The following is a 26,409-nucleotide window of genomic DNA, read 5'->3' as shown; positions in this document are numbered from 1 at the left end:
CGCTCCGAAATCGTCAATGCAGATGCCACCACGCATAGAAGGCCGCACTGCTCGCCACCACGTTCAAGGCCGCCTCGGCGAACCCTCCATTGGCGAAGAGCCGAAAACCCACCCGCCGGCGCCACGGCCAGAATAGGGGGATCCCGCCGTCGGTGAGGAAATCGCCAAAAAGGTGCGAGGCGTAGCCCGCCGCGAACCCCAGGCCGATCGGCATCGACACGAAACAAAAGAGCCCTCCGCCCACCAGCGCGAGAAACGCGAGCGAATGCGTCAGCCCCCGATGCCCGGCGATGCAGCGCACCAGCCACGACACGAGCGGCATCGCCCGCCCCATGCGCGAATGCGGGTGATCCACGTCAGGGAAGAGCCCTCCGACCACCGCCGCCGCCATCCACAGCATGAACTCGTTCGCCCCGCCCACCGGCAGCCGCCCCACCCCTGGCAGCGGCACCACCTGCACTGCCGCCCACGAGGCGCTGCCGGCCAACACGGCCCAGAGCAAATGCGATTTGTACGTCATTGCAGGATGATCATCGTTACGTTCGGTTTTCGCGCCGGCGCTGACGCGGCGCCCTTCCCCCTCCCTCATCGGGCGCAGACTGTACCATTTCCGGCGCCGCTACTGCGCCCTCTCCTCCACTGCCCCCTCGCAAAAGCCCACCAGCGTCCCCGGCGGAATCGGCGTCCAGGTTTCGTTGTCGGTGAGCGGCGTGGTGGCGATCACCGCCACGCGGTCCTGCGGCGTGGTCACCTCGCTGAAGTCCATCGTCAGGTCTTCGTCGCACAGATGCGCCGCGGCAAAGGGCGCCTGGCGCACCCGGTAGCACAGGCGGGTCGAAGCGTGCGCATAGAGCCGCTCGCCGTTGGAGAGCAGGAAGTTGAATTCCCCGTGCGCGGCAATCTCCCGCACCGTCTCGCGCAGCGTGGCGAAGAGCGCTGCCGGCGTCGGCGGCCCATCGGGGAAACGCCGCGCCAAGGTATCGAGCAGGTGGCAAAAAGCCCGCTCCGAATCGGTATCCCCCACGGGCAGGAAACGTCCGCTCAAACGAGGCGCGTAGTCGAGAAGGTTGCCGTTGTGCGCGAACACCCAGTAGCGGCCCCACAGCTCGCGCACGAAAGGGTGCGTGTTCTCCAGCCGCACCACCCCTTGCGTGGCCTTGCGGATGTGGGCGATCACGTTGAGCGAACGGATGGGGTAGTGGCGCACGAGCTCGGCGATCGGCGAATCGGCGCTCGGCTGCGGATCGAGGAAGACGCGCACGCCACGCCCCTCGAAGAAGGCGATCCCCCAGCCGTCGCGGTGGTGGTCGGTGCGCCCGCCCCGTGCGCGGAAGCCGGTGAAGGAAAAGCAGATGTCGGTGGGAACGTTGCAGTTCATGCCGAGCAGCTGGCACATGGACAGACCTCGCAAGCACGAATCATGGGTTCGACGAGCGATAGTCTAACGCAGACGAAACCTTGCTTGACCGTGCGCACTCCCATCGTTATAATTTCATGTTCTCTCATACCCTTTTTCGGAGCAGCGCCATGTACGCGGTCATAAAAACCGGCGGCAAGCAGTATCGCGTCACCGTCGGCGAAAAGATCAAAGTAGAACAGATACCTGCTGAAGTGGGCGCCGAAATTTCCCTGGACCAGGTCCTGATGGCCGGTGAAGGTGATTCGGTGAAAATCGGCACGCCCGTGCTCGAAGGCGCGCGCGTGAAGGCCACGGTCGTCGCCCACGGCCGGCACCCCAAAGTGCGCATCTTCAAGATGCGCCGCCGCAAGCACTACCAGAAACACCAAGGCCACCGGCAAAACTACACCGAATTGCACATCCAGGCGATCGAAGCCTGATCCCCTTGCGCGAGGACAACCACCATGGCACACAAAAAAGCGGGCGGCAGTTCCCGTAACGGCCGCGACTCCGAATCGAAACGGCTCGGCGTGAAGCGCTACGGCGGCCAATTCGTGATCGCCGGCAACATCATCGTGCGGCAGCGCGGCACCCAGTTCCACGCCGGCGACAACGTCGGCGTCGGGCGCGACTACACGCTCTTCGCCCTGAAAGACGGCATCGTCGAATTCACCGTCAAAGGGCCGAAGCAGCGCCGCTACGTCACCATCCGGCCGCTCGAAGCCTGATTCACCGCGCCGCTCCTGCGGCCTGAGGAAAGCCTCGTCCGGCGTACCGGGTGAGGCTTTCCCTCTTTGGAAGACCCATGAAATTCATCGACGAAGTCCGCATCGAAGTCATTGCCGGCAAAGGGGGCGACGGCTGTGCCTCGTTCCGCCGGGAGAAATTCATCCCCAAGGGCGGGCCCGACGGCGGTGACGGCGGACGCGGCGGCAGCATCTGGTTCGAGGCCGACGAAAACCTCAATACCCTCATCGACTACCGCTACACCCGCCTCTTCCGTGCCCAACGCGGAGAAAACGGCCGCGGCAGCGACTGCTACGGCGCCTCCGGCGAGGACATGACGCTGCGCGTGCCGGTGGGCACCCTGATTTTCGACGACGAGACCGGCGAGCTCCTCGCCGACCTCGCCCGGCCGGGCGAGCGGGCGCTCATCGCCAAAGGCGGCCGCGGTGGGCTGGGAAACCTGCACTTCAAATCGAGCACCAACCGCGCCCCGCGCCAGCGCACGCTCGGCGAGCCGGGCGAACACCGCCTGCTGCGCCTCGAACTGCGCGTGCTCGCCGACGTGGGGCTCCTGGGGCTGCCCAACGCGGGCAAATCCACCTTCATCCGCGCCGTCTCCGCCGCGCGGCCCAAGGTAGCCGACTATCCGTTCACCACGCTCCACCCCAACCTCGGCGTGGTGCGCACCGACGTGAACCGCAGCTTCGTCGTCGCCGACATCCCCGGCCTGATCGAAGGGGCGAGCGAAGGCGCCGGGCTCGGTCACCGTTTCCTGCGCCACCTGCAGCGCACGCGCCTGCTGCTGCACCTCATCGACCTCGCCCCGCTCGACCCGGAGGCCGACCCGGTGCACGACGCGCACGCGCTCGTCGAAGAGCTGCGCCGCTACGACGAAGCGCTCGCGGCCAAACCCCGCTGGCTCGTGCTCAACAAGATCGACCTCATCCCTGAGGACGAGCGCGAAGCCCGCATCGCCGCGTTTCTCGACACCTACGGCCCCGCGCCGCGCCATTTCGCCATCAGTGCCGCCACCGGCGAAGGCTGCCAGGCGCTCGTCTACGCAGTGCAGGAAGCGCTCGAGGCGATGAAAGCCGAAGCGCCCGCGCCGCAGGATCCGGAAGACGTCTTGGACGACCGCGACGAGACCGAGCATGACGCATCCTGACCGCCGCGCAGCGCTCGCCACCGCCAGGCTCCTCGTGGTCAAGGTCGGCAGCGCGCTCGTCACCGCCGACGGCCGCGGCCTGGATCACGAGGCGATCCGCGGCTGGGCAGAGCAGATCGCCCGCCTCTTCGAGGAAGGGCGGCGCGTCTGCCTCGTCTCCTCGGGGGCGATCGCCGCCGGCATGCAGCGCCTGGGCTGGGCACAGCGCCCCAAAGAGACGGCCCTGCTGCAGGCGGCCGCCGCCGTCGGCCAGGCCGCACTCGTCGACGCCTACGAGCACGCTTTCCGCCCCCACGGGCGGCACACGGCCCAGATCCTCCTCACCCACGCCGATCTGGCCGATCGCACGCGCTATCTCAACGCCCGCAGCACCCTCAAGACCCTGCTCGATCTGGGCGTGGTACCCATCATCAACGAGAACGACACCATCGTCACCGACGAGATCAAGTTCGGCGACAACGACACGCTCGGCGCGCTGGTGACCAACCTCATCGATGCCGACGCCCTCTTCATCCTCACCGACCAGCAAGGGCTCTACACCGCCGACCCGCGCCTCCATCCCGAGGCCGAGCTCGTGGCCGAGGGCAACGCCGAAGACCCGCGTTACGCCGCCATGGCCGGCGGGGCCGGCTCGAGCATCGCCAAGGGCGGCATGATCACCAAGATCCGCGCCGCCGCCCGCGCCGCCAAGAGCGGAGCGCACACCGTCATCGCCTCCGGGCGCGAGCCCGAGGTGATCGTGCGCCTCGCACATGGCGAACCGCTGGGAACGCTCCTCTACGCCGAGCGCAACCGGCTCGCGGCGCGCAAGCAGTGGCTCGCCGACCACCTCAAACTCGCCGGCAGACTGTACGTCGACGCGGGGGCCGCCCGGGCGCTGCGCCAGGGCAAGAGCCTGCTGCCGGTCGGCGTCACCCGCGTGGAAGGCGAATTCGTGCGCGGCGCCGCCGTCGCCTGTCTCGACCCCGAAGGGCGGGAGATCGGCCGCGGTCTCATCAACTACAGCGCCGCCGAGGCGCGGGCCATCCTCGGCCTGCCCTCGAACCAGATCGCCGAGCGCCTCGGCCACGTGGACGAACCCGAGCTCATCCACCGCGACAACTTCGTGCGCACCGGCTGAGCGTCAGCGCCGAATCATCGCAGCCACCCCAGGATCACGCTCAGCGTCAAGGCCGAGGCCAGCGTGGTGAGCGAAATGAGCCGTGCCACGGCCGGCGCGTCGCCCCCGAGGCGGCTTGCAAGGATGTAGGCCGAACTCGCAGAAGGCAGCGCCGCAAAGAGGATCAGCATCTGGCGCGCCAAACCCTCGATCCCCCACCATTGCGCTAGCCCCCAAGCGACAAGCGGCAGCGCCAACAGCTTGATAAACACGATGAACCACGCCCCTGGCTTGACGAAGGAACGATCCAGGCGCAAGGCCGCCCCCACGCCAAGGAGCCCCATGGCCACCGCCGCGGATGACAGGCGCCCCAGCAGCGTATCGACCGGCGCGGGCAACGGCAGGCCCGCCGCGTGATAGGCGGCACCGGCCAGGGTGGCCAACACCAGGGGATTGGTGAGCAGTGCCCGCACGGTGGCCCGAACCCCTCCCCGGCTCATGGATCCCACCGCCAAGACGTTCGCCAGCGGCACCATCGAGCCGCACAGCGCCCCCATGAGGGCCGAGCCGCTCGCCCCGGCCAGTTGCCCCGCGAGCGCCATGCCGATATAGGTGTTGAAGCGATAGGCGCACTGGATCTGCGAGGCCGCCCGCACCGCATCCGGGTCGATCGCGCGGCGCAGCATCCACCCCAGGGCAAAGCCCGCAATCACCGTGACCGCCGCCGCTCCCACCAGGGCCACGGCATCCGCGCCCAAGATCGGCGCATGGACGAGCGAGCGGAAGAGCATGGCCGGAAAGAGCACGAAATACACCAGCCGCTCCACCCCGTTCCAGAATTCCGGCTGCACCATCACCCGGCGTGCGAGCAGCGCCCCCAGCACGATCAAGGCGAAATCCGGCAGGACCAGCGCGAATCCCTCTCCCATGTGCCCTCCTCTCCTGGTTCAGTCGCCCATTGTACGGCTTGAGGCAATGGGAAAAATCTCCTTGAAATCCCCCGCTCCCGCCCCCATAATGGATCGACGACCCCTATCTGCGGAGCAAACAGGCATGACCGAAGAAACCCGACGCACCGAACCGATCGATCAGCCTCAAACCCCCGAGGCAGCCAGTGCGAACGAAAGCACGGCCAATGCCAACGAAGAAAAAACCGACGTGATGCCCAGCCTCGAAGAGATGCTGCGCATCGCCGAGCAGAAAGCCGCCGAACACCACGATGCCTGGCTGCGGGCCAAGGCCGAGGCGGAAAACGTCCGCCGCCGCGCCCAGGAAGAAGTCGCCAAGGCGAGCAAGTTCGCCAGCGAGCGCTTCGCCGCCTCCATGCTGCCGGTGAAAGACAGCCTCGAGGCCGCCCTCGGCACACCCAACCAGACTTTGGAAACCCTGCGCCAGGGGGTGGAACTCACCCTGCGCCAGCTCGAAAACGCCTTCGAGAGCGCCAACGTGCGCCAGATCGATCCGCAGGGCGAAAAATTCGACCCCCACCTGCATCAGGCGGTGGGCATGATCGAGAGCGAGGCCGAGCCCAACACCGTCGTGCAAGTCCTGCAAAAAGGCTATCTGCTGCACGAGCGGGTACTGCGCCCGGCGCTCGTCATGGTCGCCAAGCCCAAGTCCGAACCGGAAAGCACCAAGGGCGGCGAGCAGGGCGCCTCCTCTTGAAAAACCGGCTCATCGCCGCCATCTGAACTTCAACCGAATCCAAACGAGAGGAACGCATCATGGGAAAAATCATCGGCATCGACCTCGGCACCACCAATAGCTGTGTGGCCGTGATGGAAAACGGCAAGCCGAAGGTGATCGAAAACTCCGAGGGCGCGCGCACCACCCCCTCGGTGGTCGCCTATCTCGAAGACGGCGAGATCCTGGTAGGCGCTCCGGCCAAACGCCAGGCCATCACCAACGCCGCCAACACCATCTACGCCGTCAAGCGCCTCATCGGCCGCAAGTTCGACGACCCGGAAGTGCAGAAGGACATCAAACTGATGCCCTATAAGATCGTGCGCGCCGACAATGGCGACGCCTGGGTCGAAGTGCGCGGCAAGAAGATCTCGCCGCAGCAGGTCTCGGCCGAAATCCTGCGCAAGATGAAGAAGACCGCCGAAGACTACCTCGGCGAGGAAGTGACCGAAGCCGTCATCACGGTGCCGGCCTACTTCAACGATGCCCAGCGCCAGGCCACCAAAGATGCCGGCCGCATCGCCGGGCTCGACGTCAAGCGCATCATCAACGAACCCACCGCCGCGGCGCTCGCCTACGGCATGGACAAGAAGCCGGGCGACTCCAAGATCGCCGTCTATGACCTCGGCGGTGGCACCTTCGACATCTCCATCATCGAGATCGCCGAAGTCGACGGCGAGCACCAGTTCGAAGTGCTCTCCACCAACGGCGACACCTTCCTCGGCGGCGAAGACTTCGACAACCGGCTGATGGACTACATCGTCGACGAGTTCAGGAAGGAACAGGGCGTCGACCTCAAGAAAGATCCGCTGGCCATGCAGCGGCTCAAGGAAGCGGCCGAGAAGGCCAAGATCGAGCTCTCCTCGAGCCAGCAGACCGAGGTGAACCTCCCCTACATCACGGCGGACGCAAGCGGCCCGAAACACCTCGCCATGAAGATCACCCGGGCGAAGTTCGAGGCGCTGGTCGACGACCTCATCGAGAAGACGCTCGAACCCTGCCGTATCGCCCTCAAGGATGCCGGGCTCAAGGTCTCGGACATCGACGACGTCATCCTCGTCGGCGGTCAGACCCGCATGCCCAAGGTGCAGCAGAAAGTCAAGGAATTCTTCGGCAAGGAGCCGCGGCGCGACGTCAACCCCGACGAAGCCGTCGCCATCGGTGCCGCCATTCAGGCGGGCGTGCTGCAAGGGGAAGTCAAGGACGTGCTGCTTCTGGACGTCACGCCGCTGTCGCTGGGCATCGAGACGCTCGGTGGCGTGATGACCAAGCTCATCCCCAAGAACACCACCATCCCGACCAAGGCGACGCAGATCTTCTCCACCGCCGAGGACAACCAAACGGCCGTCACCATCCGCGTCTTCCAGGGCGAGCGGGAACTCGCGCGCGACAACAAGCTGCTCGGGGAATTCAACCTCGAGGGGATTCCGCCTGCGCCGCGTGGGGTGCCGCAGATCGAGGTCACTTTCGACATCGACGCCAACGGCATCCTGCACGTGTCGGCCCGCGACAAGGCCACCGGCAAGGAGAACAAGATCACCATCAAGGCGAACTCCGGCCTCAGCGAAGAGCAGATCAAGCAGATGATCCGCGACGCCGAAGCGCACGCCGAGGAAGACCGTCGCCTGCGCGAGCTGATCGAGGCGCGCAACCAGTGCGACGCGCTCATCCACTCGGTGCGCAAGAGCCTGGAAGAGCTCGGCGACAAGGTGAAGGCCGACGACAAGGAGAAAATCGAAGCGGCCCTCAAGGAAGCCGAAGAGGCGATGAAATCCGACGACAAGGGTAAAATCGAGGCTGCGATGCGCAAGCTCGGGCAGGCGAGCGCCGAGATGTCGCAGCACCTCTACGGTAGCGGCGAAGCGGGTGGCGCGACCGGCAGCGCCGGCGCCTCGTCGAGCCAGCGCGCGGGCGACAGCGACGTGGTCGACGCCGAGTTCACCGAGGTCAAGGACGACAAGAAACACTGACCGGCCCTGCCCTGCACCCTGAAAGCCGAGCCCGCGTCGGACCCTTCCGGCCGGGCTCGGCTTCATCATGATTCCACACGGGCGAGACGATGGCACAACAAGACTATTACGCGATCCTCGAGGTGAGCCGCGAAGCGACGGCGGCCGAGATCAAGAAGGCCTACCGGCGCCTGGCGATGAAATACCACCCGGACCGCAATCCCGGCAACAAAGAGGCCGAAGAGAAATTCAAGGAAATCCAGCGCGCCTACGACGTGCTGAGCGACGAGCAAAAGCGCGCCGCCTACGACCGCTACGGGCACGCCGGCGTCGATGGCGCGGCCGCGGGCGCTGGGGCGGCCGGATTCGACGACTTCGCCGAGGCCTTTTCCGACATCTTCGGTGACCTCTTCGGCGGCGGCCGGCGCGGCCGCTCCCAGGTCTATCGTGGCGCCGATCTGCGCTACCAGCTCGAGATCACGCTCGAAGAGGCCGCCCACGGCACCACCAAGACCCTCCGCATCCCCACCACCGAGACCTGCGACACCTGCCACGGCACCGGCGCGCGCCCCGGCACGCAGCCACGGGTGTGCCCCACCTGCGGCGGCGTCGGCCAGGTGCGCATGCAGCAAGGCTTCTTCTCCATTCAGCAGACCTGCCCCGAATGCCACGGCAGCGGCAGTATCGTCGCCGATCCCTGTCCCGACTGCGGCGGCGCCGGACGCGTGCGGCGAACGCGCACGCTGGAGGTGAAGATTCCCGCCGGCATCGACACCGGCATGCGTCTGCGCCAGAGCGGCTATGGAGAAGCCGGCATCAACGGCGGCCCGCCGGGCGATCTCTACGTCGAGATCCGCATCAAGCCCCACCCCATCTTCCAGCGCGAGGGCGACGACCTGCACTGCGAGATGCCCATCTCCATCACCACCGCGGCGCTGGGCGGCGAAATCGACGTCCCCACGCTCGATGGCATCGCCAAGCTGCGCATCCCGCCGGGCACACAGACGGGCAAGGTCTTCCGCCTGCGCGGCAAAGGCATCCGCAACGTGCGCAACCAGGGCGTGGGCGACCTGCTCTGCCACGTGGTGGTAGAGACACCGGTCAATCTCACCGAGCGGCAGAAAGAACTCTTGCGCGAATTCGAGGAGATCGCCCGCGAGAATGCCGAGCGCCACAACCCGCGCAGCAAATCCTGGTTCGACCGCATGCGCGAGTTCTTCACCGGCGAGACGCAATGAGGCGCTGACAACGGACGCGGCGGCAGGCTTCGATCCCCCCTCTCCGACCGAGGGGACGCATCACCCTAGCCCTCGTCCAGACGCGCGCCGCGAATCTGCTATCCTTGCCCAGCCGTCTTCGTACAGGACCTTCCCATGCCGCAGACCGCTTCCCGCATGAACCCCTGGCGCCGCGCCCTGCTCGCGGCGCTCTTCGCCTGCACCTTCTCCCCCCTTTCCTTCGCCCAAGGAGCCCAAGCCGTGCAAGTCAAACTCGCCACCAACCGCGGTGACATCGTGCTCGAACTCGACGCCGCCAAAGCGCCCAAGACCGTCGAGAACTTTCTCGCCTACGTCGAGAGCGGCCACTACGACGGCACCATCTTTCATCGCGTCATCGACGGCTTCATGATCCAAGGCGGCGGGCTCACCGCCGACATGAAGCAGAAACCCACCCGCGCCCCCATTCCCAACGAGGCCGACAATGGTCTCAAGAATCTTCGCGGCACCGTGGCCATGGCCCGCACCCAGGACCCGAATTCGGCCACGGCGCAGTTCTTCATCAACGTGGCCGACAACGACTTCCTCGACTACCGCGCCCCCACCGTCCAGGGCTGGGGCTACTGCGTCTTCGGCAAGGTCGTACAGGGCATGGACGTGGTCGACGCCATCAAGTCGGTGAAGACCGGCGCCGTCGGCCCGTACCGCGACGTGCCGCTCGAACCGGTGGTGATCGAGCACGCCGAGGTGATCCGGTGATGGCGCTGCCGGCGTTCGAAGCGCCGCGCCTGCGCCTGCCGCGCGCCGCTTTCGTCTCCGACCTGCACCTCGACATCGACCGCGATACGCCGCGCCTGCACGCCTTCCGCGAATGGCTCGCGCAGCGCCCGGCCGAAGAACCCATCTTCCTCCTGGGCGACATCTTCGAATACTGGATCGGCGACGACTGGACGCACCCGGTGGTGGAGACGCTCATCGACGCCTGCGCCGCCGCCCGTGCACGCGGGGCCGCGTTCTACTTTCTCGCCGGCAACCGCGATTTTCTCGTAGGCGAGACCTTCGCCGCGCGCGCCGGCTGGGAGATGCTGCCCGACCCGGTGACGGTGGAGATCGCCGGAATCGCCTTCGTGCTCACCCACGGCGATCTGCTCTGCACCGACGATCACGCCTATCAGACCTGGCGCGCCCAGGCACGGCAGCCCGCCGCCCAGGCTGCCTTCCTCGCCCAGCCGCTACCGGCGCGCATCGCCTTCGCCCAGCGCTCGCGCGAGCAGAGCCGCGCCTACCAGGGGGAGCTGGAGGCGCCGATCGACGTCAATGAGGAAGAAGTCCGCCGCTGGCTCGAAGCCTGCCGCCCCGCGGTGCTGCTGCACGGCCACACCCACCGCTGCGCCGTGCACCACTATGCGATCGCAGGCGAGCCACGCGAGCGCTGGGTGCTGCCCGAATGGCACGACACCGCCCGCTGGCTGGAGATCGGCCCCGACGGCGCCACTTGGCACGGCGTGACGCCGGCCAGAGTGGAGCACTCGTGAGCGCACCATGCCGACGATCAGCCTCTTCTATGGCATCATCATCAACATGTACTTTTTTGACGACGAGCGGCACAAGCTTCCCCACATCCATGCAAAATACCAGGGAATGGAAGCCGCTTTCTCCATCATCGACGGCTCGTTGTTGAGTGGGGATTTTCCTGCGGCAAAAGCCAGGCTCGTCCAAGCATGGATCGAGATCCATCGAGAGGATCTCTTGGCCGATTGGGAACTCGCCATCAACGGTCAAGCTCTTTTTCCCATCGACCCCTTGCGTTGAGGTTCTGCCATGGAATCGGTCGTCCGCGTCATCCCGCACGAGAACTTCACGCTCGAGCTCTGGTTCGACGACGGAAGCCATCGCCTCTTCGACGCCCGTCCCTATCTCGAACGTGGCATTTTTACCCGCCTGAAACGGTGGGACGAATTTCGGCTGGCCCACGTTGGGCTCGGCACCGTCTGCTGGCCCGGAGGACTGGACATCGCCCCGGAGACGCTCTACGACAAATCGGTGCCGCTCGCATCCGGGGAACCTCTGAATCTCGCCACCGGCTGAAGCCTCAGCCGCCGATCGCATCCAGCCCGCGGGCGAGGTCGGCTTTCAGGTCCTCGACCTCTTCCAGGCCGACCGAGAGGCGCAGCAAGTCTTCGCCCACGCCCATGGCCGCGCGTACTTCCGGCGCCAGGCGGCCGTGCGTGGTACTCGCCGGGTGCGTGATGGTGGATTTGACGTCGCCGAGGTTACCGGTGATCGAGAAGAGCCGGGTAGAATCGATCACGCGCCAGGCCTCACTGCGCCCGCCGTGCACCCGAAAACTCACCACGCCGCCCCCGAGTTTCTGCTGGCGCCGCGCGAGCGCGTGCTGCGGATGCGATTCGAGCCAGGGATAGCGCACCTGAGCCACGTTCGGATGCCCCTCGAGCCAGCGCGCGAGCGCGAGCGCCGCCTCGCTCTGCGCCCGCACCCGCAGCGGCAGTGTCTCCAGGCTCTTCACCAGCACCCAGGCATTGAAGGGCGAAAGGCTCGGACCTGCCGTGCGCAGGAAACGATAGACGAGGTCGATGAGGGAACGCGCGCCGAGCACCGCTCCGCCGAGCACCCGGCCCTGGCCATCGAGGTACTTGGTGGCCGAATGGATGACGAGATCCGCCCCCAGGGCGAGCGGCTGCTGCCCGATGGGGGTGCAGAAGGTGTTGTCGACCGCGAGCAAGGCCCCCGCGCGGTGTGCCCGTTCGGCGAGCGCGGCCAGATCGACGAGCTGCACGAGGGGGTTGCTGGGCGTCTCGCAGAAAACGAGTTTGGTGCGTGGCGTGAGCGCCGACTCGAGCGCCGTGGCATCGTTCAGATCGACGAAGCGCGTGGTGATGCCAAAGCGCGGCAGGATGGCCGAGAAGAGCTGGTGTGTAGCGCCGAAGAGTCCCTGCCCGGCCACGATTTCCTCGCCCTGCGAGACGAAGGCCATGGCCGTGCACAGAATCGCCGCCATGCCCGAAGCCGCGGCGATGCAGGATTCGGCCCCCTCGAGGCTCGCAAGCCGCTCCTGGAACATACTCACCGTCGGGTTGGTGAAGCGGCTGTAGGTATAGCCCTCTTCCTGTTCGAGGAAGCGCGCCGCGGCTTGCGCCGCGTCGGCAAAAACGAAACTCGAGGTGAGATAGAGCCCTTCGGCATGTTCGCCGAATTGGCTGCGCAGCACGCCGTCGCGCACCGCGCGCGTGCCTAGACCCTTGCCGTCGTTCATGACCGTCCTTTCATGCGTCTTGATCGAGCGGGAGGTTGAGGTCGAGCTGCGCCGCGCCGGCGCCTTCTTCACCCTCCCGGGAAGCGACCGAATCCTCGCCGCGCCGTTCGATCCGTTCAAGGTATTCGGGCGTGACGTCGCCCGTGATGTAGCAGCCGTCGAAGCAAGAGGACTCGAAGCGCTGGATCGATGGGTTGACGCTCTGGATGGCGCGCTTGAGATCTTCGAGTTCCTGATAGAGCAAGCCGTCGGCGCCGATCTGGCGGCGCACTTCCTCCTCGTCGCAATAGGCGGCGATGAGCTCGCGGCGGCTTGGCATGTCGATGCCATAGACGTTGGCATAGAGCACGGGCGGGGCGGCCGAGGCGAGGAAGACTTCCACGGCACCGGCGTCGCGCGCCATCTGGATGATCTCGCGGCTGGTGGTACCGCGCACGATGGAGTCGTCGACGAGCAACACGCGCTTGCCGCGGAATTCCTGATGTACGGCGTTGAGTTTCTTGCGCACGGAATTCTTGCGCACCGTCTGCCCCGGCATGATGAAGGTGCGGCCGATGTAGCGGTTCTTCACGAAGCCTTCGCGGTAGGGTAGCCCCAAGCGGGTGGCCATCTCCAGCGCCGCCGGTCGGCTGGAATCGGGAATCGGGATCACCACGTCGATGCGTGCGTGCGGATAACGGGTGCGGAAGCGCTCGGCGAGGTATTCGCCCATTTTCACCCGCGCCTCATAGACCGACACCCCGTCGATCACGGAATCGGGCCGCGCCAGATAGACGAATTCGAAGAGGCAGGGGGCGAGCACCGGCTCGTCGGCGCACTGGCGCGCCCGCATGGTGCCGTCGATGCCAAAGAGGATCGCCTCGCCCGGGGCGACGTCGCGCACGAGACGGAACCCCAGGGTGTCGAGCGCGACCGATTCGGAGGCGACCAGCCACTCCGTTCCAGAGGACGTGTCGTTGCGGCCGAAGACGAGCGGACGGATGCCGTAGGGATCGCGGAAGGCGAGCAGGCCGTAACCGGCGATCATCACCACCACCGCGTAGGCGCCGCGGCAGCGCCGATGCACGCCCCGCACCGCCGCGAACACCGCCTCGTCGTCCGGCCGCGCCCCTTTGGAGGCGGCCGCGAGCTCGTGGGCGAAGACGTTGAGCAGAATCTCGGAGTCGGAATTGGTGTTGATGTGACGCAGGTCGGTTTCGAAGATCTCGCGCTTGAGCGCCTCGCCGTTGGTGAGGTTGCCGTTGTGCGCGAGCAGCAGCCCGAAGGGCGAATTGACGTAGAAAGGTTGCGCCTCGGCCGGATTGCAGGCATCCCCCGCCGTGGGATAGCGCACGTGACCGATGCCCCAGTTGCCCACGAGGCTGCGCATGTTGCGCGTGCGAAAGACGTCACGCACCAGACCCGGCCCTTTGTGCATGTAGAAGCGGTCGTCACTGCCGGTGGCGATACCCGCGGCGTCCTGGCCACGGTGCTGCAATACCATCAGGCCGTCGTAGAGGAGCTGATTGACCGGCTGATGGGCGACCACCCCGATGATTCCGCACATTCAAACGATCTCCCTAGGCAAAGGCAATTTCTCGATCAAACCTCGCGGCAGCCAAGGCTCCAGGCGCTGCAAGGCCACGACGATCCACGGCACCGTGCGCGCCTGTCGCCACCAAGGGGATTCCTGGGCACCGACCGCCAGCAGCACCGCCGCACACAACAACACCACGGCCGCTCCGCGCAGCACACCGAAGATGGCACCGAGCAGACGGTCCACGCCCCCCAGCCCGATGGCGTGCAGGACCTCACGCAAAGCGTAGCGTACCAACGCCGCCAGCATGAAGACGGCAAGAAAGATCGTCGCAAACCCGAAGATGCGCTGCAGCAAGGGATCGGCGAACCAACCTGCATAGAACGCCCGGCCGATCGGCCAGCCGAACGCCCACCCCAGACCGATCGCCAGCACCCAGGCCGCCAGCGAGAGCAGCTCGGCGACGATGCCGCGCCAGGCGCCCACGAGGAGCGAAATGCCGATCACCGTGAATACCGCGTAATCGAACTCATTCATGGTGAAGCGACATGCACGACGCGCGGGCTCAGGCGCTGCTGCTCGGCGATCGCCTTGGCCGACTGCGCCTTGGCTTCACTCACGAAAGGACCAATGCGCACGCGGTACCACCCGTCGGCGCCTCCTTCGACGAAGGCATCGAGCCCGGCGCCGCGCAGCTGCCCGGCCACCTGTTTCGCCTTGGCCTCGTCGCGGAAGGCACCCGCCTGCACCACCCAGTAGCCCGGCAGTTTCTGTCCCGGTTTCAGCGCCCCTTCCAGGGCTGCGAGCGCGCGCGCCTTCTCCTGCAGGGCATCGGGTTTGACGGTAGGCGCCGGTTTGGGTTCGGGCACCGGTTTGGGGGATTCCGGCGGCGCGGCGGGTTTGGCCGCCGCCACGTTCGCTTCCGGTCGCGGCGGGAGAGACGCCACCGGTTTCGATTGCGGCGGCTCTGGTTTGGCAGCAGGTTCTTGCCAGGCCGGAGGGGATGAGGGAGGAACCGGTACGGGCGCTTCGGCGAGTTCGGCTTCCGGGGGCGGTGTTCCTTCGGGGCCGGCCGTCTGGGTCGGGTCGGGAACGGCTGCAGGCGGCGGCACGGTCGCCGGCACCTGATCGCGCGCGGGGATCCGCACCTCGACCGGGGCTTTCTGCCCCTTGGGCTTTTTCTCCATCACCAAGGGTAGGGTGATGAGCGCCGCGAGCAGCAGGACGATCGCGCCGACGAAACGCCGCCGTATCCTGCGCAACCGCTCGAGAGTGTCTTCCTGGGTCGTCACCGTGCTTCCGTGTCCTGGACGTGCAGCGCACGCAGCGCCTCGGCCACCGTGAGGAAAGAGCCGAACACGACGATTCTATCATCGTCCTTGGCCTGCGCCCTGGCCGCAGCAAGCGCCTCGGGCACCGAGGCGAACGTTTCCCCAGGCACCACGCCCGCAGACTCCAAGCGCGCGGCGAGCGCCCCGGCCGTGAGCGCGCGCGAGCCTTGCAGACCGGCGGCGAACCACACATCGATCCGGCGGACGAGCGCGCGCGCCACCCCTTCCACGTCCTTGTCGGCGAGCATGCCGACCACCGCCAGCGTGCGCCGGTAGCCCGGCATGGCGGCGAGGTTCTCGGCGAGCACGGCCGCGGCCTGCGGATTGTGCGCAACGTCGAGGATCACGCTCGGGCGGCCCGGCAGCACCTGGAAGCGCCCCGGCAGTTCCACCGTCATCAGGCCCTCGCGCACCGCCTGCATCGCCAGCGGCAGACGATCGCGCAGGCAGGTGAGCGCCATCAGGGCCGCGGAGGCGTTCATCAGCTGATTGACTCCGCGCAGCGCCGGATAGGGCAGACCGCCGCGGTTGCCCGCCGTGCGCGACCACCAGCGCCACTGCTGGCGGTCGCCGTCGTAGCCGAAATCCACCCCGAGGCGGTAGAGCTCGGCACCGAGCGCAGCGGCCGTCTCCAGCACCGAGCGCGGTGGCACCGGATCGGCGACGATGGCCGGACGTCCGGAGCGGAAGATGCCGGCTTTTTCACGACCGATCGCCTCCCGGTCCGGCCCGAGCCAGGCCTGATGGTCGAGCGCCACGCCGGTGAGGATCGCGGCATCCGCATCGAAGACGTTGGTGGCATCGAGCCGCCCGCCCAGCCCGACCTCCAGGATGATGGCATCGAGCGGTTCGCGGCAGAAGGCCACCCAGGCCGCCAGCGTGCCGTGCTCGAAATAGGTGAGCGGCACGTCGCCCCGCACTGCCTCTACGGCTTCGAAGGCGGAAAGCAGGGCTTCGTCGCCGATCGGCTGACCGTCGAGGCGCACGCGCTCGTTGTAGCGCAGCAGATGTGGCGAGGTGTAGCAACCGACGCGGTAACCGCCGGCGCGCAGCATCGCTTCGAGCAGCGCGCAGGTCGACCCTTTGCCGTTGGTTCCAGCCACGGTGATGAGCACCGCCCCAGTCGCAACCGGCAGGCGATCGAGCACCGCCCGCACCCGCTCGAGTCCCAGGGCGATCACGTGGCTCGCTGCGCGCGCTTCGAGCTTCTCCAGCCAGCGATCCAGGGCGGAAGTCTGCGTCATGCCACCTCGTGCGGGCGCAGCCCCAGCAGAGAGAAGGTACGCGCGAGCCACGGCCGCAGCTGGCGCCGATCGACGATGGCATCCAGCGCCCCCTTCTCCAGCAGAAACTCGGCGCGCTGAAACCCTTCCGGCAGAGTCTGGCGCACCGTCTGCTCGATGACGCGCGGCCCGGCAAAACCGATGAGCGCTCCCGGTTCGGCCACGACCACGTCCCCCATGAAGGCGAAACTGGCCGACACCCCGCCCATGGTCGGGTCGGTGAGCACCGAGACGAAGGGCAGCCGCGCCTGGGCGAGCTGCGTGAGCGCGGCATTCGTCTTGGCCATCTGCATGAGCGAGAGCACCCCTTCCTGCATGCGCGCGCCGCCGCTTGCGGCGATGCACACGAAGCCGCAGCGATGCTCGATGGCGTGGCGCACCCCGCGCACGAAACGCTCGCCCACGACCGAGCCCATGGAGCCGCCCATGAACTCGAACTCGAAGCAGGCCGCCACCACCGGCAGGTTCTCTAGGTGCCCGGCGAGCACGATGAGCGCCTCGCTCTCGCCCGTGGCCTTGACCGCTTCCTTGAGCCGGTCGGTGTAGCGTTTGCTGTCCTTGAATTTCAGCGCATCCACCGGACGTACTTCGGCGCCGATCTCCACTCGCCCCTCGGGGTCGAGCAGCGCTTCGAGCCGGGCACGGGCGCGGATACGGTGGTGATGGCCGCATTTGGGGCAGACGCGCAGTTCGCGATCGAGGTCGGCAGCGTAGAGCACCTCGTCGCAGGCTTCGCACTTGGTCCACAGCCCCTCGGGGACGCTGTGGCGCGCGCCGCTCACTTCACGCCGGATGCGCGGCGGCAGGATCTTGTCGAGCCAGCTCATGGCGCCACTCCTTCATCGAGCGCCCGGCGGATCGGGCGCAGGAATTCCTCCGCCCGCCGGCACGCCTCGTCGGCATGTGCAGCGCCTTCGATCGCTTCGAGCAAGCGGCTGCCGATGACGACCGCGTCGGCCGCCGCGCCGATCTCGGCGGCGGTGTGCGCATCCCGGATGCCGAAGCCCACCGCGATGGGAAGCCCCGTGCGCTCGCGCAAGGCGGGAATGCGCGCGAGCACCTCGGCCACGTCGAGGGAACCGGCCCCCGTCACGCCGGTGAGCGAGACGTAATAGACGTAGCCGCCGCCGAGCCGTGCCACCTCGTCGGCCCGCTCTGGTTTGGAAGTGGGCGCGAGCAGAAAGATGGGGTGCAGCCCCGCTTCGTGCAGCCGCGCGGCGAAGGATTCCGCCTCCTGCGGCGGATAATCGACGGTGAGCACGCCGTCGACGCCGGCGGCGCGCGCCGCCTCCACGAAGCGCTCCTCGCCCATCGCCTCGATCGGATTGGCGTAGCCCATCAGCACTACGGGCGTGTCGGCATCCGTGCGGCGAAAGTCGCGCACCAAGTCGAGCACTTGCGCAAGCGTCATACCCTGCGCCAGGGCCCGTTCGCTCGCCCGCTGGATGGTGGGGCCGTCGGCCATGGGGTCGGAGAAAGGGATCCCCAATTCGATCAGGTCGGCCCCGGCGCGCACCAGCGCCGGCAAGAGCGCCCTGGTGGCTTCGGCCGAAGGAAAACCCGCCGTCACGAAGGGGATGAGCCCTCTGCGCCCCTCTTGCCGCAGACGGGCGAAAGTACGGTCGATACGGTTCATGCGGTCCTCGTTCACAAGCGGATGCCCGAGCGTTCGGCCACGGTGTGCATGTCCTTGTCGCCCCGCCCCGACAGATTGACGAGCAGCACCGTGTCGCGCGGCAGGCTGGGGGCGAGCTTGGCCGCGTAGGCGAGCGCGTGCGAGGATTCGAGCGCCGGGATGATGCCCTCGTAGCGGCACAGCGCATGGAAGGCCGCCAACGCCTCCTCGTCGGTCACGGCCACGTACTCGGCGAGTCCCAGGTCCTTGAGGAGCGCATGCTCCGGCCCCACGCCGGGATAGTCCAGGCCGGCGGAGATGGAATGCGTCTCGCGGATCTGACCGCCCTCATCCTGCAGCAGGTAGGTGCGGTTGCCGTGCAGCACGCCGGGGCGGCCGGCCACGAGCGTGGCCGCGTGCCGCCCCGTCTCGATCCCCTCTCCGGCCGCCTCCACCCCGATCAGGCGCACCGATTCATGCTGCAGATAGGGGTAGAAAATCCCGATGGCGTTGGAGCCGCCGCCGACGCAGGCGATCACGTAGTCGGGCTGACGGCCGATGAGCTTCGGCATCTGCCACAGGCATTCCTTGCCGATCACCGTTTGGAAATCGCGCACCATTTCCGGATAGGGGTGCGGCCCGGCCACGGTGCCGAGGATGTAGAAGGTATCATGCACGTTGGTGACCCAGTCGCGCATGGCCTCGTTGAGGGCGTCCTTGAGCGTGCGCGAGCCGGAGGCGACCGGCACCACTTCGGCCCCGAGCAGCTTCATGCGATAGACGTTGGCCGCCTGCCGGCGCACGTCCTCTTCGCCCATGTAGACGACGCAGCGCATGCCGTAGCGCGCCGCCACCGTGGCGGTGGCCACGCCGTGCTGCCCCGCACCGGTCTCGGCGATCACGCGCGGCTTGCCCATGCGCCGGGCGAGCAGCGCCTGGCCGATGCAGTTGTTGATCTTGTGCGCGCCAGTGTGGTTCAGGTCCTCGCGCTTGAGGTAGATCTGCGCCCCACCCAGGATCTCCGACCAGCGCTTGGCGTGGTAGATGGGGCTGGGGCGGCCGACGTAGTGCTCGAGCTCGTATTCGAACTCGGCGCGGAAAGACGCGTCGCGCTTGGCTTCCTCATAGGCCTGGGCGAGCGCCTCGAGCGCCGGCACCAGGGTCTCGGCCACGTAGACGCCGCCGTAGGGGCCGAAATGGCCCCGGGCATCCGGGTAGTGATAATCCATCAGCGCATTCCTCGGGTCACGGCGGCGAAGAAGGCCGCCATCTTCTGCGGGCATTTGATTCCTTTGGCCGCCTCGACGCCGCTCGAGACATCCACGGCCCAGGGTCGCACGCGCGCGATCGCCTCGGCCACCGTCTCGGGCGTGAGGCCGCCGGCGAGCACCACGGGGCACGGCAGACCGGGCGGGATCAGGTTCCAGTCGAAAGCACGGCCACTGCCGCCCCATACGGCGGAGTCGGCATCGAGCAGCAGCCCCTTCGCGTCGGGATAGCATCGCGCCAATTCTAGCAGATCGAGCCCCGGGCGCACCCGCAGCGCCTTGAGATAAGGCCGGGCGAAACGCCGGCACAACTCGGGCGGCTCGTCGCCGTGGAACTGCAGTAGATCGAGCGGCACACGCTCGAGCACCGATTCCACCTCGTCCGGGGTGGGATTGACGAAGAGCCCCACCGTGGTGACGAAGGGGGGCACTTCGGCAAGCAGGGCTTCGGCCTGCGCGATCGTCACCGCCCGGGGGCTGGGCGGATAGAAGACGAAACCGAGCGCATCGGCGCCCAGCCGGCAAGCCTCCCGCACGTCCTCGGAGCGCGTCAGACCGCAGATCTTCACGCGCACGCGGCGGGGGGGGGCAGAATTTGAATTTTGGGGGTCAGGATTTTGGGACATCCACTTCCTCGTCCAAGCCGAATTCGGGCCGGCGCACGATCCGCTCGGGCACGCCCAGCCCTGGCGGATACTCGACCCCACAGAAATAGAGCCCGGCGGCAGGAAAAGTGGGCGCGGCGAGCGCGCGCTCGCGCCGTTCGAGCACCTCGCCGACCCATTCGGGCGGGAAACGCCCCTTGCCCACGTAGACGAGCGCGCCAACGAGGTTGCGCACCATGTGATGCAAGAAGGCGTCGGCGTGGAAGTCGAAGTGCAGGAAGGGGCCGCGGCGTTCGATTTCGAGGCGATGGAGGGTCTTCACCGGCGAGCGCGCCTGGCATTGGGCCGTGCGAAAGGCCGAGAAGTCGTGCGTCCCCAAGAGCGACGTCGCGGCCTCGCGCATCGGCTCGAGCGCAAGCGGCCGCGCTTCCCAGCCCACCCGGCCGGCGAGCGCGGCCGGGCGCACCGGCGCATTGTAGAGCACGTAGCGGTAGTGGCGGGAGACGGCGCGATAGCGCGCGTGAAACGCCTCGGATACGGGCCAGGCCGCACGCACCGCCACGTCTTCGGGCAGATGGGCATTCACGCCCCGCACCCAGGCGTAAGGCGGTCGTTCGGCCGCCGCATCGAAATGCACCACCTGGGCGAGCGCATGTACTCCGGCATCCGTGCGTCCGGCGCAGTGCAGGCGCACCGGCTGCGCGGCGAGTACCGAGACCGCCGCCTCCAGCACCGCCTGCACCGTGCGCCCCTCTGCCTGCATCTGCCAGCCGAGAAACCCCTGCCCGGCGTATTCGACGAGCAATGCCCAGCGCACCGCGCCTCACCCCCGCCGGCGGGAGAGTCCCGTCAAGCTTTACTCCCCAGGATCCGGTCCATGAGCTGCTGCGCCGCAGCGCGCTGTGTCTCGTCGCCGTCGCGCAGCACTTCCTCGAGCAGTTCACGCGCTCCTTCGGTATCCCCCATCTCGAGATAGGCCTCGGCGAGTTGCAGGCGGGTGTCGTGATCGGCCGTGCCGGCTTCACCGGCGAAGCGCTCGAGGTCGATGTCCATCACCTCGGTCGGCGGACCGGCCTCGGACGACTTCTGCTCTTCAGCGCTTGCCGGAGCCACCGCGGAAGGCTCCGCTCCTTTCGGCGGTTCGGTCGGCTCCTTGCCCGGCGCCTCCGTCTCCGGCGAGATCTCGGCGAGATCGAAATCGATCTCTTCGAGCATGGACTTCAATTCCTGCGACTCCGCCATTTCGGCCGGAGAAGGAGCGGGGCGCTCTTCACGCGGCGCCGCAGCGTTCTCTTCCAGCGAAAGCTCGGGGAATTCCAGCGCCGAGGAATCCTCCCCTTTTTCCGGGGAAGGAGCCTCTGCCGCCGGAGCCCCCGAGGGCGCCTGCGGCCGAGCTTCTTCCTCGGGAGGAAGTTCGAGATCGAAATCCAGCGCATCCGGGGCCGGCGCAGGCGCCGCGGTAGCCGGCGCAGGCTTCGGTTCGGCCGCCATCTGCTCCGTCAGTTTGTCGAGATCGAAGTCGAGTTCGACGAAGTCTGCTTGGGGAACGGTCGCAGCTGGCTCGGCAGTCGCGGCCGGTTGGGCCGGCGCCTCGGCGGCCGGCGCCGTAGCCGATGCAGGCGAAATCTCGCGCTGCAGCGTCGATTCGCCCGCTTTTTCGGCCAAAGACTCCGTGGGCTCCAAGGTGTCGGTCACGACCACCGTGGCGAAACGCTCGTCCTGCGGCCAGGCCCGCTGCCCGATCGCCAGGGCCATGGTCCAGTCGGGCCCCTGCTCGCCGGTCAATTCGGACAGGGTCCGCAGATATTGATCGAATTTTGCCCGATCGCCGCGCTTGGCATAGACTTCGAGCAGCTTGAGGTAGATGGCCGCACGCCGCGGGTTCTGCTTGAGCGCGTCGAGCAGGATCTCCTCGGCCTGGGGGTCGCGGCCGTAGGCCAGATAGACCTCGGCCTCGGCCACGGGATCGACCCCTTCGTCGGCATGCAGGGCGTTGAACGCGACTTGGGTGAAATCGGTACCGAGGATGCTGGAGGTGTCGATGTTCTGCCCCGAGGTGACGGCGCGACCGGACTCGGTGACCGGACCGGAGTGCTCGATCGTGGTCACGGCGGGGGTCTCTGCCGTCACCGTCGCAGGAGCGGAGGAAATGGGAAGAGCGGCTTTTTCCTCGCGCCGGCGGCGGTAAGCAGACCAGCCAAACATCGCAAGCAGCGCGGCCGCGGCCCCTCCTACAGCAGGCAGGAGCCCATCGATCCACGACGCCTCGCTCTGTTTGGCGCTGGCTTCGGCCTGCGCCTGCAGGCGGGCCAGGGTAGCGTTTTGCGCCTCGAGCTGTTTCTGCAGACGGGCGATTTCCGTCTCGAGCTTGACGATGCGCTCGTTCGCCTCGCCGAGCGCCGCTTCCGAGGCAGAGAGGCTCTCTTGCAAAGCCGCGGTCTCGGGCAAAGGAATGGCGGGGCTTTTCGTTTCCGTGCCGGCCCCCGTCTCCGGAGCCGCACCGACCTTGAGCCGATCTTCGGCGGGCGCAGGCGATGGGGCTTCGAGCGCCTCGCGGGCGATCGCCTTGCCCTTGTCTGCCGCAGCCTCCGGCGCTGGCGCAGGCCCCGTTTCGCGGGCAGGCGCTGCCGCGGCCTGCCGCGGCTTGCTTGGCGCACGCAGCATCGAACGCGCTTCGGCCAGAGGGATGCGGCGGATCTCCTCGCTCGAAGGCACCTTGAGCGTCGCGCCGACCTTGAGCCGGTTGATGTCCCCCTCGATGAACGCATTGGGGTTGGCGCGCCACAATGCCACGAGCGTCTGCTCGGTCGTGGCACCGGATGGCGAGACTTGCCGTGCGATGGCGTAGAGCGTTTCGCCGGGCTGCACGGTCCATTGACCCGGCGTCTGCCGCGCTGCCGCCTTGGCGGGTACGGTCACATCCTTTCCGGTAGCCGGCACCGGACGTGCCGGCGCAGCCATTTCTGGCGGATCGAGCAGGATGGCGAATTCCCGCACCAGACGTCCGCCGGCCCAGTTCATGTCGAGCAGGACATCGACGAAGGGCTCCCGGATCGGCGTGCGGCTGGTGAGCACGATCTTGGCCCGGTTGCCGTCCCGGACCACTTTGGCATCGATCGCCTGGATCGTGGCGTTGTACGGCACGCCGACTTGGCGAAAATACTCGGCGGGGGCGATGCGTGCCGAGAGGGATCGCAGCTCTTCCGGAGTCGCCTTCACGGTGATCTCGGCCGTGAGCGGCTCCCCCAGGCGGGAGCGCACGATGAGCTCACCGAATCCCGCGCTCCAGGCGTTACCCCACAAAGCGCCCAGCAACAGGGCCAAAGGCACCTGCCTCGTTCGTTTCATGTTCTGCGCTCCCTCGTCGACATCGAATCCTGCAGCGGTTCCTCAGGCTTGCAGCAGGATCCGCAACATTCGGCGCAACGGCTCGGCCGCTCCCCACAGGAGTTGGTCGCCTACCGTAAACGCCCCCAGATACTCCGGCCCCATGGCGAGCTTGTGCAAACGCCCGATGGGTACCGTCAAGGTCCCCGACACGGCCGCCGGCGTGAGCTCGCGCTCGCTCGCCTCGCGCTCGTTCGGTACCACTTTCACCCACTCGTTGGCCCCGGCGATGATCGCTTCGATCTCCTCGAGCGGCACGTCGCGCTTGAGCTTGACCGTCAACCCTTGTGAATGGCAGCGCATGGCGCCGATACGCACGCACAAACCGTCGATGGGGATCGACCCTGGCGTGCGGAAGGGCGGCTTGCCGAGAATCTTGTTGCACTCGGCCCCGCCCTTCCATTCTTCCTTCGACTGACCGTGCTCGACCGGCACGTCGATCCAGGGGATGAGGCTGCCGGCAAGCGGCACGCCGCGGAAATTCTTGGTGGGAAAATCGGGCGAGCGCAGAGCAGCCGTCACCTTGCGGTCGATCTCCAGGATGGCGGAGGCCGGGTCGGCGAGATCTTTCTCCACCGCCCGATAGAGCCGCCCCATCTGCTCGAGGAGCTCGCGCATGTTCTGCGCCCCCGCGCCGGAAGCCGCCTGGTAGGTCATCGACGAGACCCACTCGACGAGCTCCTCCCGGAAGAGCCCGGCGAGCGCCATCAGCATGAGCGAGACGGTGCAATTGCCGCCGATCCAGTCGCGCCCGCCCTTGGCGAGCGCCGCGTCGATGACCGGCCGATTGACCGGATCGAGCACGATCACCGTGTGCGGTTCCATGCGCAGGGCGCTCGCCGCGTCGATCCAATGCCCTTTCCAGCCGGCCGCGCGCAGCTTGGGATAGACCGCCTTGGTGTAGTCGCCGCCCTGGCAGGTGAGGACGATGTCCATCCGGGCGAGCGATTCCAGGTCGTAGGCGTCCTGGAGCGGCTCGGCCGGGGTCACGCCGCCGAAGCCCGGCGCGGGTTTGCCCGCGGCCGAAGTGGAGAAATACACCGGTTCGAAGAGGGTGAAATCTTTCTCCTCTTCCATGCGCTGCATCAGCACGGAACCGACCATCCCGCGCCAGCCGACCAATCCGACTCGTTGCATTGCCATTCTCTGTTCCTCGTCTCGTTTTTCTGTCATTACAGCGCCGCGACCACCGCGTCGCCCATCTCGGCGGTGCCGACGAGCCGCGTGCCGGGCTCGAAGATGTCGCGCGTGCGCAATCCCTGCGCGAGCACCGTGCGCACGGCCCGCTCGATGCGCGCGGCCGCGTCTTCCCAGCCGAAGCTGTGGCGCAGCATCATCGCCGCCGACAGGATGGTGGCGAGCGGATTGGCCACGCCCTGGCCGGCGATGTCCGGCGCCGAGCCGTGGCAGGGCTCGTAGAGCCCCTTGCCCTGCTCGTCGAGCGAGGCCGAAGGCAGCATGCCGATGGAGCCGGTGAGCATGGCCGCCTCGTCCGAGAGGATATCGCCGAACATGTTGCCGGTGACGATCACGTCGAACTGCTTGGGCGCGCGCACGAGCTGCATGGCGGCGTTGTCGACGAGCATGTGCGTGAGCGTCACGTCGGGGTACTCCGGCGCGAGCTCGTTCATCACGTCGCGCCACAGCTGGGTGGTCTCGAGCACGTTCATCTTGTCGACCGAGCACAGCTTCTTGCCGCGGCGGCGGGCCGTTTCGAAGGCCACGCGGCCGATGCGGCGGATCTCGCTTTCGCGGTAGATCATGGTGTTGAAGCCGACGCGCTCGCCGTCGCGCACTTCGATGCCGCGCGGCTCGCCGAAATAGATGTCGCCGGTGAGCTCCCGCACGATGACGATGTCCAGCCCCGAGACGACTTCGGGCTTGAGCGTAGAGGCCGAAGCGAGCTCGGGGAAGAGCACGGCCGGGCGCAGGTTGGCGAACAACCCCAGATCCTTGCGGATACCCAAAAGCCCCCGCTCGGGGCGCTGGGCGCGCGGCAGCTCGTCCCACTTCGGCCCGCCCACGGCGCCGAGCAGCACCGCGTCGGCCCGGCGCGCCGCCGAACGCGTTTCCTCGGGATAAGGCTCGCCGGTGGCGTCGATCGCCGCGCCGCCCAGGAGGGCGTATTCGTACTCGATCGGCAGCGCGAGGGCGTCGAGCACCTTCACCGCCTCGGCCACGATCTCAGGGCCGATGCCGTCGCCGGGAAGCACACAGACGCGTTTTTTCATGCTGCCGACTCCTCGACGAAATAATAGGGATGGCGCGCGCGATAGGCCTCTTCGAAGCGGCGGATCTCGTCGGCGTGGCGCAGCGTCAAGCCGATGTCGTCCCAGCCGTTGAGCAGACACTCCTTGCGGAAGGAGTCGATCTCGAAGGAAATCACCCTGTCCTCGGGCGTGGTGATGGTCTGCGACGGCAGATCGATCGCCAGACGGTAGCCGGGCGTGGCCTCACATTCGCCAAAGAGCCGATCGACTTCCTCGGCCGGCAGCACGATGGGCAGCAGCCCGTTCTTGAAGCAGTTGTTGTAGAAGATGTCGGCGAAGCTCGGACCGATCAGCGCCCGAAAACCGTAGTCGAGCAAAGCCCAGGGCGCATGCTCGCGCGAGCTGCCGCAACCGAAGTTCTCGCGCACGAGCAGGATCTGCGCCCCCTGGTAGCGCGGCTGGTTGAGCACGAAGTCGGGATTCTTCGGCCGCTTGCTGCAGTCCATGCCCGGCTCGCCACGGTCGAGGTAGCGCCACGCGTCGAAGAGGTAGGGGCCGAAGCCGCTGCGATGGATGGACTTGAGGAATTGCTTGGGGATGATGGCGTCGGTGTCGACGTTGGCCCGATCGAGCGGAGCGACCAGGGCGTCGAGGCGGATGAATTTTTCCATGTCTTTGTCTC

Annotated in this window: 28 protein-coding genes; 11 read left to right on the top strand and 17 right to left on the bottom strand. The window is 67.2% G+C overall.

Annotation, left to right across the window (positions count from 1 at the left end; translation table 11 throughout):
* Window positions 1–13 precede the first annotated feature (13 nt).
* Both ASC37_RS01555 and ASC37_RS01550 read right to left on the bottom strand, forming a co-directional pair.
* Window positions 14–520, bottom strand: a complete 507-nt coding sequence (locus tag ASC37_RS01555; RefSeq protein WP_055422677.1) for a metal-dependent hydrolase — start codon at window positions 518–520, stop codon at window positions 14–16.
* A 99-nt stretch (window positions 521–619) separates the two neighbouring features.
* The gene (locus ASC37_RS01550) at window positions 620–1,396 is read right to left on the bottom strand and encodes a class II glutamine amidotransferase (protein ID WP_055422676.1); all 777 of its coding nucleotides are present in this window, start codon (window positions 1,394–1,396) and stop codon (window positions 620–622) included.
* A gap of 131 nt (window positions 1,397–1,527) precedes the next feature.
* On the opposite strand from ASC37_RS01550, the gene rplU reads away from it, so the two are divergent.
* The 4 genes from rplU (at window position 1,528) to proB (ending at window position 4,410) form a co-directional block, all read left to right on the top strand.
* The gene (rplU, locus tag ASC37_RS01545) at window positions 1,528–1,839 is read left to right on the top strand and encodes a 50S ribosomal protein L21 (protein ID WP_028874848.1); all 312 of its coding nucleotides are present in this window, start codon (window positions 1,528–1,530) and stop codon (window positions 1,837–1,839) included.
* Window positions 1,840–1,863: 24 nt separating this feature from the next.
* Window positions 1,864–2,127: a 50S ribosomal protein L27 gene (gene rpmA, locus ASC37_RS01540; RefSeq protein ID WP_028874847.1), complete on the top strand. Its 264-nt coding sequence runs from the start codon at window positions 1,864–1,866 to the stop codon at window positions 2,125–2,127.
* 77 nt (window positions 2,128–2,204) lie between these two features.
* Window positions 2,205–3,290 (top strand): Obg family GTPase CgtA, encoded by a 1,086-nt coding sequence (gene cgtA, locus ASC37_RS01535; protein WP_055422675.1) that lies wholly within the window; start codon window positions 2,205–2,207, stop codon window positions 3,288–3,290.
* Complete coding sequence (proB, locus tag ASC37_RS01530) at window positions 3,277–4,410, top strand: glutamate 5-kinase (RefSeq protein WP_055422674.1); 1,134 nt, start codon at window positions 3,277–3,279, stop codon at window positions 4,408–4,410. Before cgtA ends, proB begins: the two co-directional genes overlap by 14 nt.
* Window positions 4,411–4,424: 14 nt before the next feature.
* Here the strand turns inward: proB and ASC37_RS01525 are convergent, their stop codons facing one another.
* Entirely contained in the window at window positions 4,425–5,318 is an 894-nt protein-coding gene (locus ASC37_RS01525; RefSeq protein WP_055422673.1) for an AEC family transporter, read from the bottom strand.
* 124 nt (window positions 5,319–5,442) lie between these two features.
* Between ASC37_RS01525 and grpE the strand changes: the two genes are divergently transcribed.
* From grpE to ASC37_RS01490, 7 genes are all read left to right on the top strand, one after another.
* On the top strand, window positions 5,443–6,054 hold the full coding sequence (gene grpE, locus ASC37_RS01520) for a nucleotide exchange factor GrpE (RefSeq protein WP_055422672.1): 612 nt from the start codon (window positions 5,443–5,445) through the stop codon (window positions 6,052–6,054).
* Window positions 6,055–6,113: 59 nt separating this feature from the next.
* Window positions 6,114–8,042: a molecular chaperone DnaK gene (dnaK, locus tag ASC37_RS01515; RefSeq protein ID WP_055422671.1), complete on the top strand. Its 1,929-nt coding sequence runs from the start codon at window positions 6,114–6,116 to the stop codon at window positions 8,040–8,042.
* Between the two features lie 89 nt (window positions 8,043–8,131).
* Window positions 8,132–9,259, top strand: coding sequence for a molecular chaperone DnaJ (gene dnaJ / locus ASC37_RS01510; protein WP_055422670.1), 1,128 nt, complete (start codon window positions 8,132–8,134; stop codon window positions 9,257–9,259).
* 240 nt (window positions 9,260–9,499) lie between these two features.
* A complete protein-coding gene (locus ASC37_RS01505) occupies window positions 9,500–9,997 on the top strand; it encodes a peptidylprolyl isomerase (protein ID WP_055422738.1) in 498 nt (165 codons plus the stop codon).
* The gene (locus tag ASC37_RS01500) at window positions 9,997–10,773 is read left to right on the top strand and encodes a UDP-2,3-diacylglucosamine diphosphatase (protein WP_055422669.1); all 777 of its coding nucleotides are present in this window, start codon (window positions 9,997–9,999) and stop codon (window positions 10,771–10,773) included. Before ASC37_RS01505 ends, ASC37_RS01500 begins: the two co-directional genes overlap by 1 nt.
* A 7-nt stretch (window positions 10,774–10,780) precedes the next feature.
* Window positions 10,781–11,050 carry a DUF4160 domain-containing protein gene (locus tag ASC37_RS01495; protein WP_055422668.1) on the top strand — a complete coding sequence of 90 codons (270 nt, stop codon included), beginning with the start codon at window positions 10,781–10,783 and terminating at the stop codon, window positions 11,048–11,050.
* Window positions 11,051–11,059: 9 nt separating this feature from the next.
* The gene (locus ASC37_RS01490; protein WP_055422667.1) at window positions 11,060–11,326 is read left to right on the top strand and encodes a DUF2442 domain-containing protein; all 267 of its coding nucleotides are present in this window, start codon (window positions 11,060–11,062) and stop codon (window positions 11,324–11,326) included.
* A 4-nt stretch (window positions 11,327–11,330) separates the two neighbouring features.
* On the opposite strand, the gene ASC37_RS01485 is transcribed toward ASC37_RS01490, so the two are convergent.
* Genes ASC37_RS01485 through leuD form a run of 14 tightly spaced genes read right to left on the bottom strand, consistent with a single transcriptional unit; the run spans window position 11,331 to window position 26,398 of the window.
* The gene (locus ASC37_RS01485) at window positions 11,331–12,512 is read right to left on the bottom strand and encodes an O-succinylhomoserine sulfhydrylase (RefSeq protein WP_055422666.1); all 1,182 of its coding nucleotides are present in this window, start codon (window positions 12,510–12,512) and stop codon (window positions 11,331–11,333) included.
* 10 nt (window positions 12,513–12,522) lie between these two features.
* The gene (gene purF, locus ASC37_RS01480) at window positions 12,523–14,058 is read right to left on the bottom strand and encodes an amidophosphoribosyltransferase (RefSeq protein ID WP_055422665.1); all 1,536 of its coding nucleotides are present in this window, start codon (window positions 14,056–14,058) and stop codon (window positions 12,523–12,525) included.
* Window positions 14,059–14,565, bottom strand: coding sequence for a CvpA family protein (locus tag ASC37_RS01475; RefSeq protein ID WP_055422664.1), 507 nt, complete (start codon window positions 14,563–14,565; stop codon window positions 14,059–14,061).
* The gene (locus ASC37_RS01470) at window positions 14,562–15,320 is read right to left on the bottom strand and encodes an SPOR domain-containing protein (protein ID WP_055422663.1); all 759 of its coding nucleotides are present in this window, start codon (window positions 15,318–15,320) and stop codon (window positions 14,562–14,564) included. Before ASC37_RS01470 ends, ASC37_RS01475 begins: the two co-directional genes overlap by 4 nt.
* Window positions 15,317–16,603: a bifunctional tetrahydrofolate synthase/dihydrofolate synthase gene (gene folC / locus ASC37_RS01465; protein ID WP_055422662.1), complete on the bottom strand. Its 1,287-nt coding sequence runs from the start codon at window positions 16,601–16,603 to the stop codon at window positions 15,317–15,319. Before folC ends, ASC37_RS01470 begins: the two co-directional genes overlap by 4 nt.
* Window positions 16,600–17,469 carry an acetyl-CoA carboxylase, carboxyltransferase subunit beta gene (gene accD, locus ASC37_RS01460; protein ID WP_055422661.1) on the bottom strand — a complete coding sequence of 290 codons (870 nt, stop codon included), beginning with the start codon at window positions 17,467–17,469 and terminating at the stop codon, window positions 16,600–16,602. Before accD ends, folC begins: the two co-directional genes overlap by 4 nt.
* Window positions 17,466–18,278 carry a tryptophan synthase subunit alpha gene (gene trpA, locus ASC37_RS01455; protein WP_055422660.1) on the bottom strand — a complete coding sequence of 271 codons (813 nt, stop codon included), beginning with the start codon at window positions 18,276–18,278 and terminating at the stop codon, window positions 17,466–17,468. Before trpA ends, accD begins: the two co-directional genes overlap by 4 nt.
* Before the next feature lie 11 nt (window positions 18,279–18,289).
* Window positions 18,290–19,486 (bottom strand): tryptophan synthase subunit beta, encoded by a 1,197-nt coding sequence (trpB, locus tag ASC37_RS01450; protein ID WP_055422659.1) that lies wholly within the window; start codon window positions 19,484–19,486, stop codon window positions 18,290–18,292.
* Window positions 19,486–20,151: a phosphoribosylanthranilate isomerase gene (locus ASC37_RS01445; protein WP_055422658.1), complete on the bottom strand. Its 666-nt coding sequence runs from the start codon at window positions 20,149–20,151 to the stop codon at window positions 19,486–19,488. The genes trpB and ASC37_RS01445 overlap by 1 nt, the downstream gene beginning before the upstream one ends.
* The gene (truA, locus tag ASC37_RS01440; RefSeq protein WP_072247877.1) at window positions 20,135–20,947 is read right to left on the bottom strand and encodes a tRNA pseudouridine(38-40) synthase TruA; all 813 of its coding nucleotides are present in this window, start codon (window positions 20,945–20,947) and stop codon (window positions 20,135–20,137) included. Before truA ends, ASC37_RS01445 begins: the two co-directional genes overlap by 17 nt.
* Window positions 20,948–20,979: 32 nt before the next feature.
* Window positions 20,980–23,478, bottom strand: coding sequence for a FimV/HubP family polar landmark protein (locus ASC37_RS01435; RefSeq protein ID WP_082438324.1), 2,499 nt, complete (start codon window positions 23,476–23,478; stop codon window positions 20,980–20,982).
* A gap of 42 nt (window positions 23,479–23,520) precedes the next feature.
* Window positions 23,521–24,654 carry an aspartate-semialdehyde dehydrogenase gene (asd, locus tag ASC37_RS01430; RefSeq protein ID WP_055422736.1) on the bottom strand — a complete coding sequence of 378 codons (1,134 nt, stop codon included), beginning with the start codon at window positions 24,652–24,654 and terminating at the stop codon, window positions 23,521–23,523.
* 35 nt (window positions 24,655–24,689) lie between these two features.
* Complete coding sequence (gene leuB, locus ASC37_RS01425; RefSeq protein ID WP_055422656.1) at window positions 24,690–25,748, bottom strand: 3-isopropylmalate dehydrogenase; 1,059 nt, start codon at window positions 25,746–25,748, stop codon at window positions 24,690–24,692.
* On the bottom strand, window positions 25,745–26,398 hold the full coding sequence (gene leuD, locus ASC37_RS01420) for a 3-isopropylmalate dehydratase small subunit (RefSeq protein WP_055422655.1): 654 nt from the start codon (window positions 26,396–26,398) through the stop codon (window positions 25,745–25,747). Before leuD ends, leuB begins: the two co-directional genes overlap by 4 nt.
* Between the last annotated feature and the right edge of the window lie 11 nt (window positions 26,399–26,409).

This window comes from Tepidiphilus thermophilus (assembly GCF_001418245.1).
GTDB classification, from domain to species: Bacteria; Pseudomonadota; Gammaproteobacteria; order Burkholderiales; family Rhodocyclaceae; genus Tepidiphilus; species Tepidiphilus succinatimandens.
This window is presented reverse-complemented; position numbering and strand designations above follow the sequence as displayed.

Coding starts and splice junctions, on each gene's coding strand:
- trpB (WP_055422659.1), bottom strand. CDS start 19,486: ATGGATTATCACTACCCGGATGCCCGGGGCCATTTCGGCCCCTACGGC.
- accD (WP_055422661.1), bottom strand. CDS start 17,469: ATGAGCTGGCTCGACAAGATCCTGCCGCCGCGCATCCGGCGTGAAGTG.
- dnaJ (WP_055422670.1), top strand. CDS start 8,132: ATGGCACAACAAGACTATTACGCGATCCTCGAGGTGAGCCGCGAAGCG.
- purF (WP_055422665.1), bottom strand. CDS start 14,058: ATGTGCGGAATCATCGGGGTGGTCGCCCATCAGCCGGTCAATCAGCTC.
- ASC37_RS01495 (WP_055422668.1), top strand. CDS start 10,781: ATGCCGACGATCAGCCTCTTCTATGGCATCATCATCAACATGTACTTT.
- leuD (WP_055422655.1), bottom strand. CDS start 26,398: ATGGAAAAATTCATCCGCCTCGACGCCCTGGTCGCTCCGCTCGATCGG.
- rpmA (WP_028874847.1), top strand. CDS start 1,864: ATGGCACACAAAAAAGCGGGCGGCAGTTCCCGTAACGGCCGCGACTCC.
- rplU (WP_028874848.1), top strand. CDS start 1,528: ATGTACGCGGTCATAAAAACCGGCGGCAAGCAGTATCGCGTCACCGTC.
- leuB (WP_055422656.1), bottom strand. CDS start 25,748: ATGAAAAAACGCGTCTGTGTGCTTCCCGGCGACGGCATCGGCCCTGAG.
- grpE (WP_055422672.1), top strand. CDS start 5,443: ATGACCGAAGAAACCCGACGCACCGAACCGATCGATCAGCCTCAAACC.
- cgtA (WP_055422675.1), top strand. CDS start 2,205: ATGAAATTCATCGACGAAGTCCGCATCGAAGTCATTGCCGGCAAAGGG.
- ASC37_RS01445 (WP_055422658.1), bottom strand. CDS start 20,151: ATGTCCCAAAATCCTGACCCCCAAAATTCAAATTCTGCCCCCCCCCGC.
- ASC37_RS01525 (WP_055422673.1), bottom strand. CDS start 5,318: ATGGGAGAGGGATTCGCGCTGGTCCTGCCGGATTTCGCCTTGATCGTG.
- proB (WP_055422674.1), top strand. CDS start 3,277: ATGACGCATCCTGACCGCCGCGCAGCGCTCGCCACCGCCAGGCTCCTC.
- asd (WP_055422736.1), bottom strand. CDS start 24,654: ATGCAACGAGTCGGATTGGTCGGCTGGCGCGGGATGGTCGGTTCCGTG.
- ASC37_RS01475 (WP_055422664.1), bottom strand. CDS start 14,565: ATGAATGAGTTCGATTACGCGGTATTCACGGTGATCGGCATTTCGCTC.
- ASC37_RS01500 (WP_055422669.1), top strand. CDS start 9,997: ATGGCGCTGCCGGCGTTCGAAGCGCCGCGCCTGCGCCTGCCGCGCGCC.
- ASC37_RS01490 (WP_055422667.1), top strand. CDS start 11,060: ATGGAATCGGTCGTCCGCGTCATCCCGCACGAGAACTTCACGCTCGAG.
- ASC37_RS01555 (WP_055422677.1), bottom strand. CDS start 520: ATGACGTACAAATCGCATTTGCTCTGGGCCGTGTTGGCCGGCAGCGCC.
- dnaK (WP_055422671.1), top strand. CDS start 6,114: ATGGGAAAAATCATCGGCATCGACCTCGGCACCACCAATAGCTGTGTG.
- folC (WP_055422662.1), bottom strand. CDS start 16,603: ATGACGCAGACTTCCGCCCTGGATCGCTGGCTGGAGAAGCTCGAAGCG.
- trpA (WP_055422660.1), bottom strand. CDS start 18,278: ATGAACCGTATCGACCGTACTTTCGCCCGTCTGCGGCAAGAGGGGCGC.
- ASC37_RS01550 (WP_055422676.1), bottom strand. CDS start 1,396: ATGTGCCAGCTGCTCGGCATGAACTGCAACGTTCCCACCGACATCTGC.
- ASC37_RS01485 (WP_055422666.1), bottom strand. CDS start 12,512: ATGAACGACGGCAAGGGTCTAGGCACGCGCGCGGTGCGCGACGGCGTG.
- ASC37_RS01435 (WP_082438324.1), bottom strand. CDS start 23,478: ATGAAACGAACGAGGCAGGTGCCTTTGGCCCTGTTGCTGGGCGCTTTG.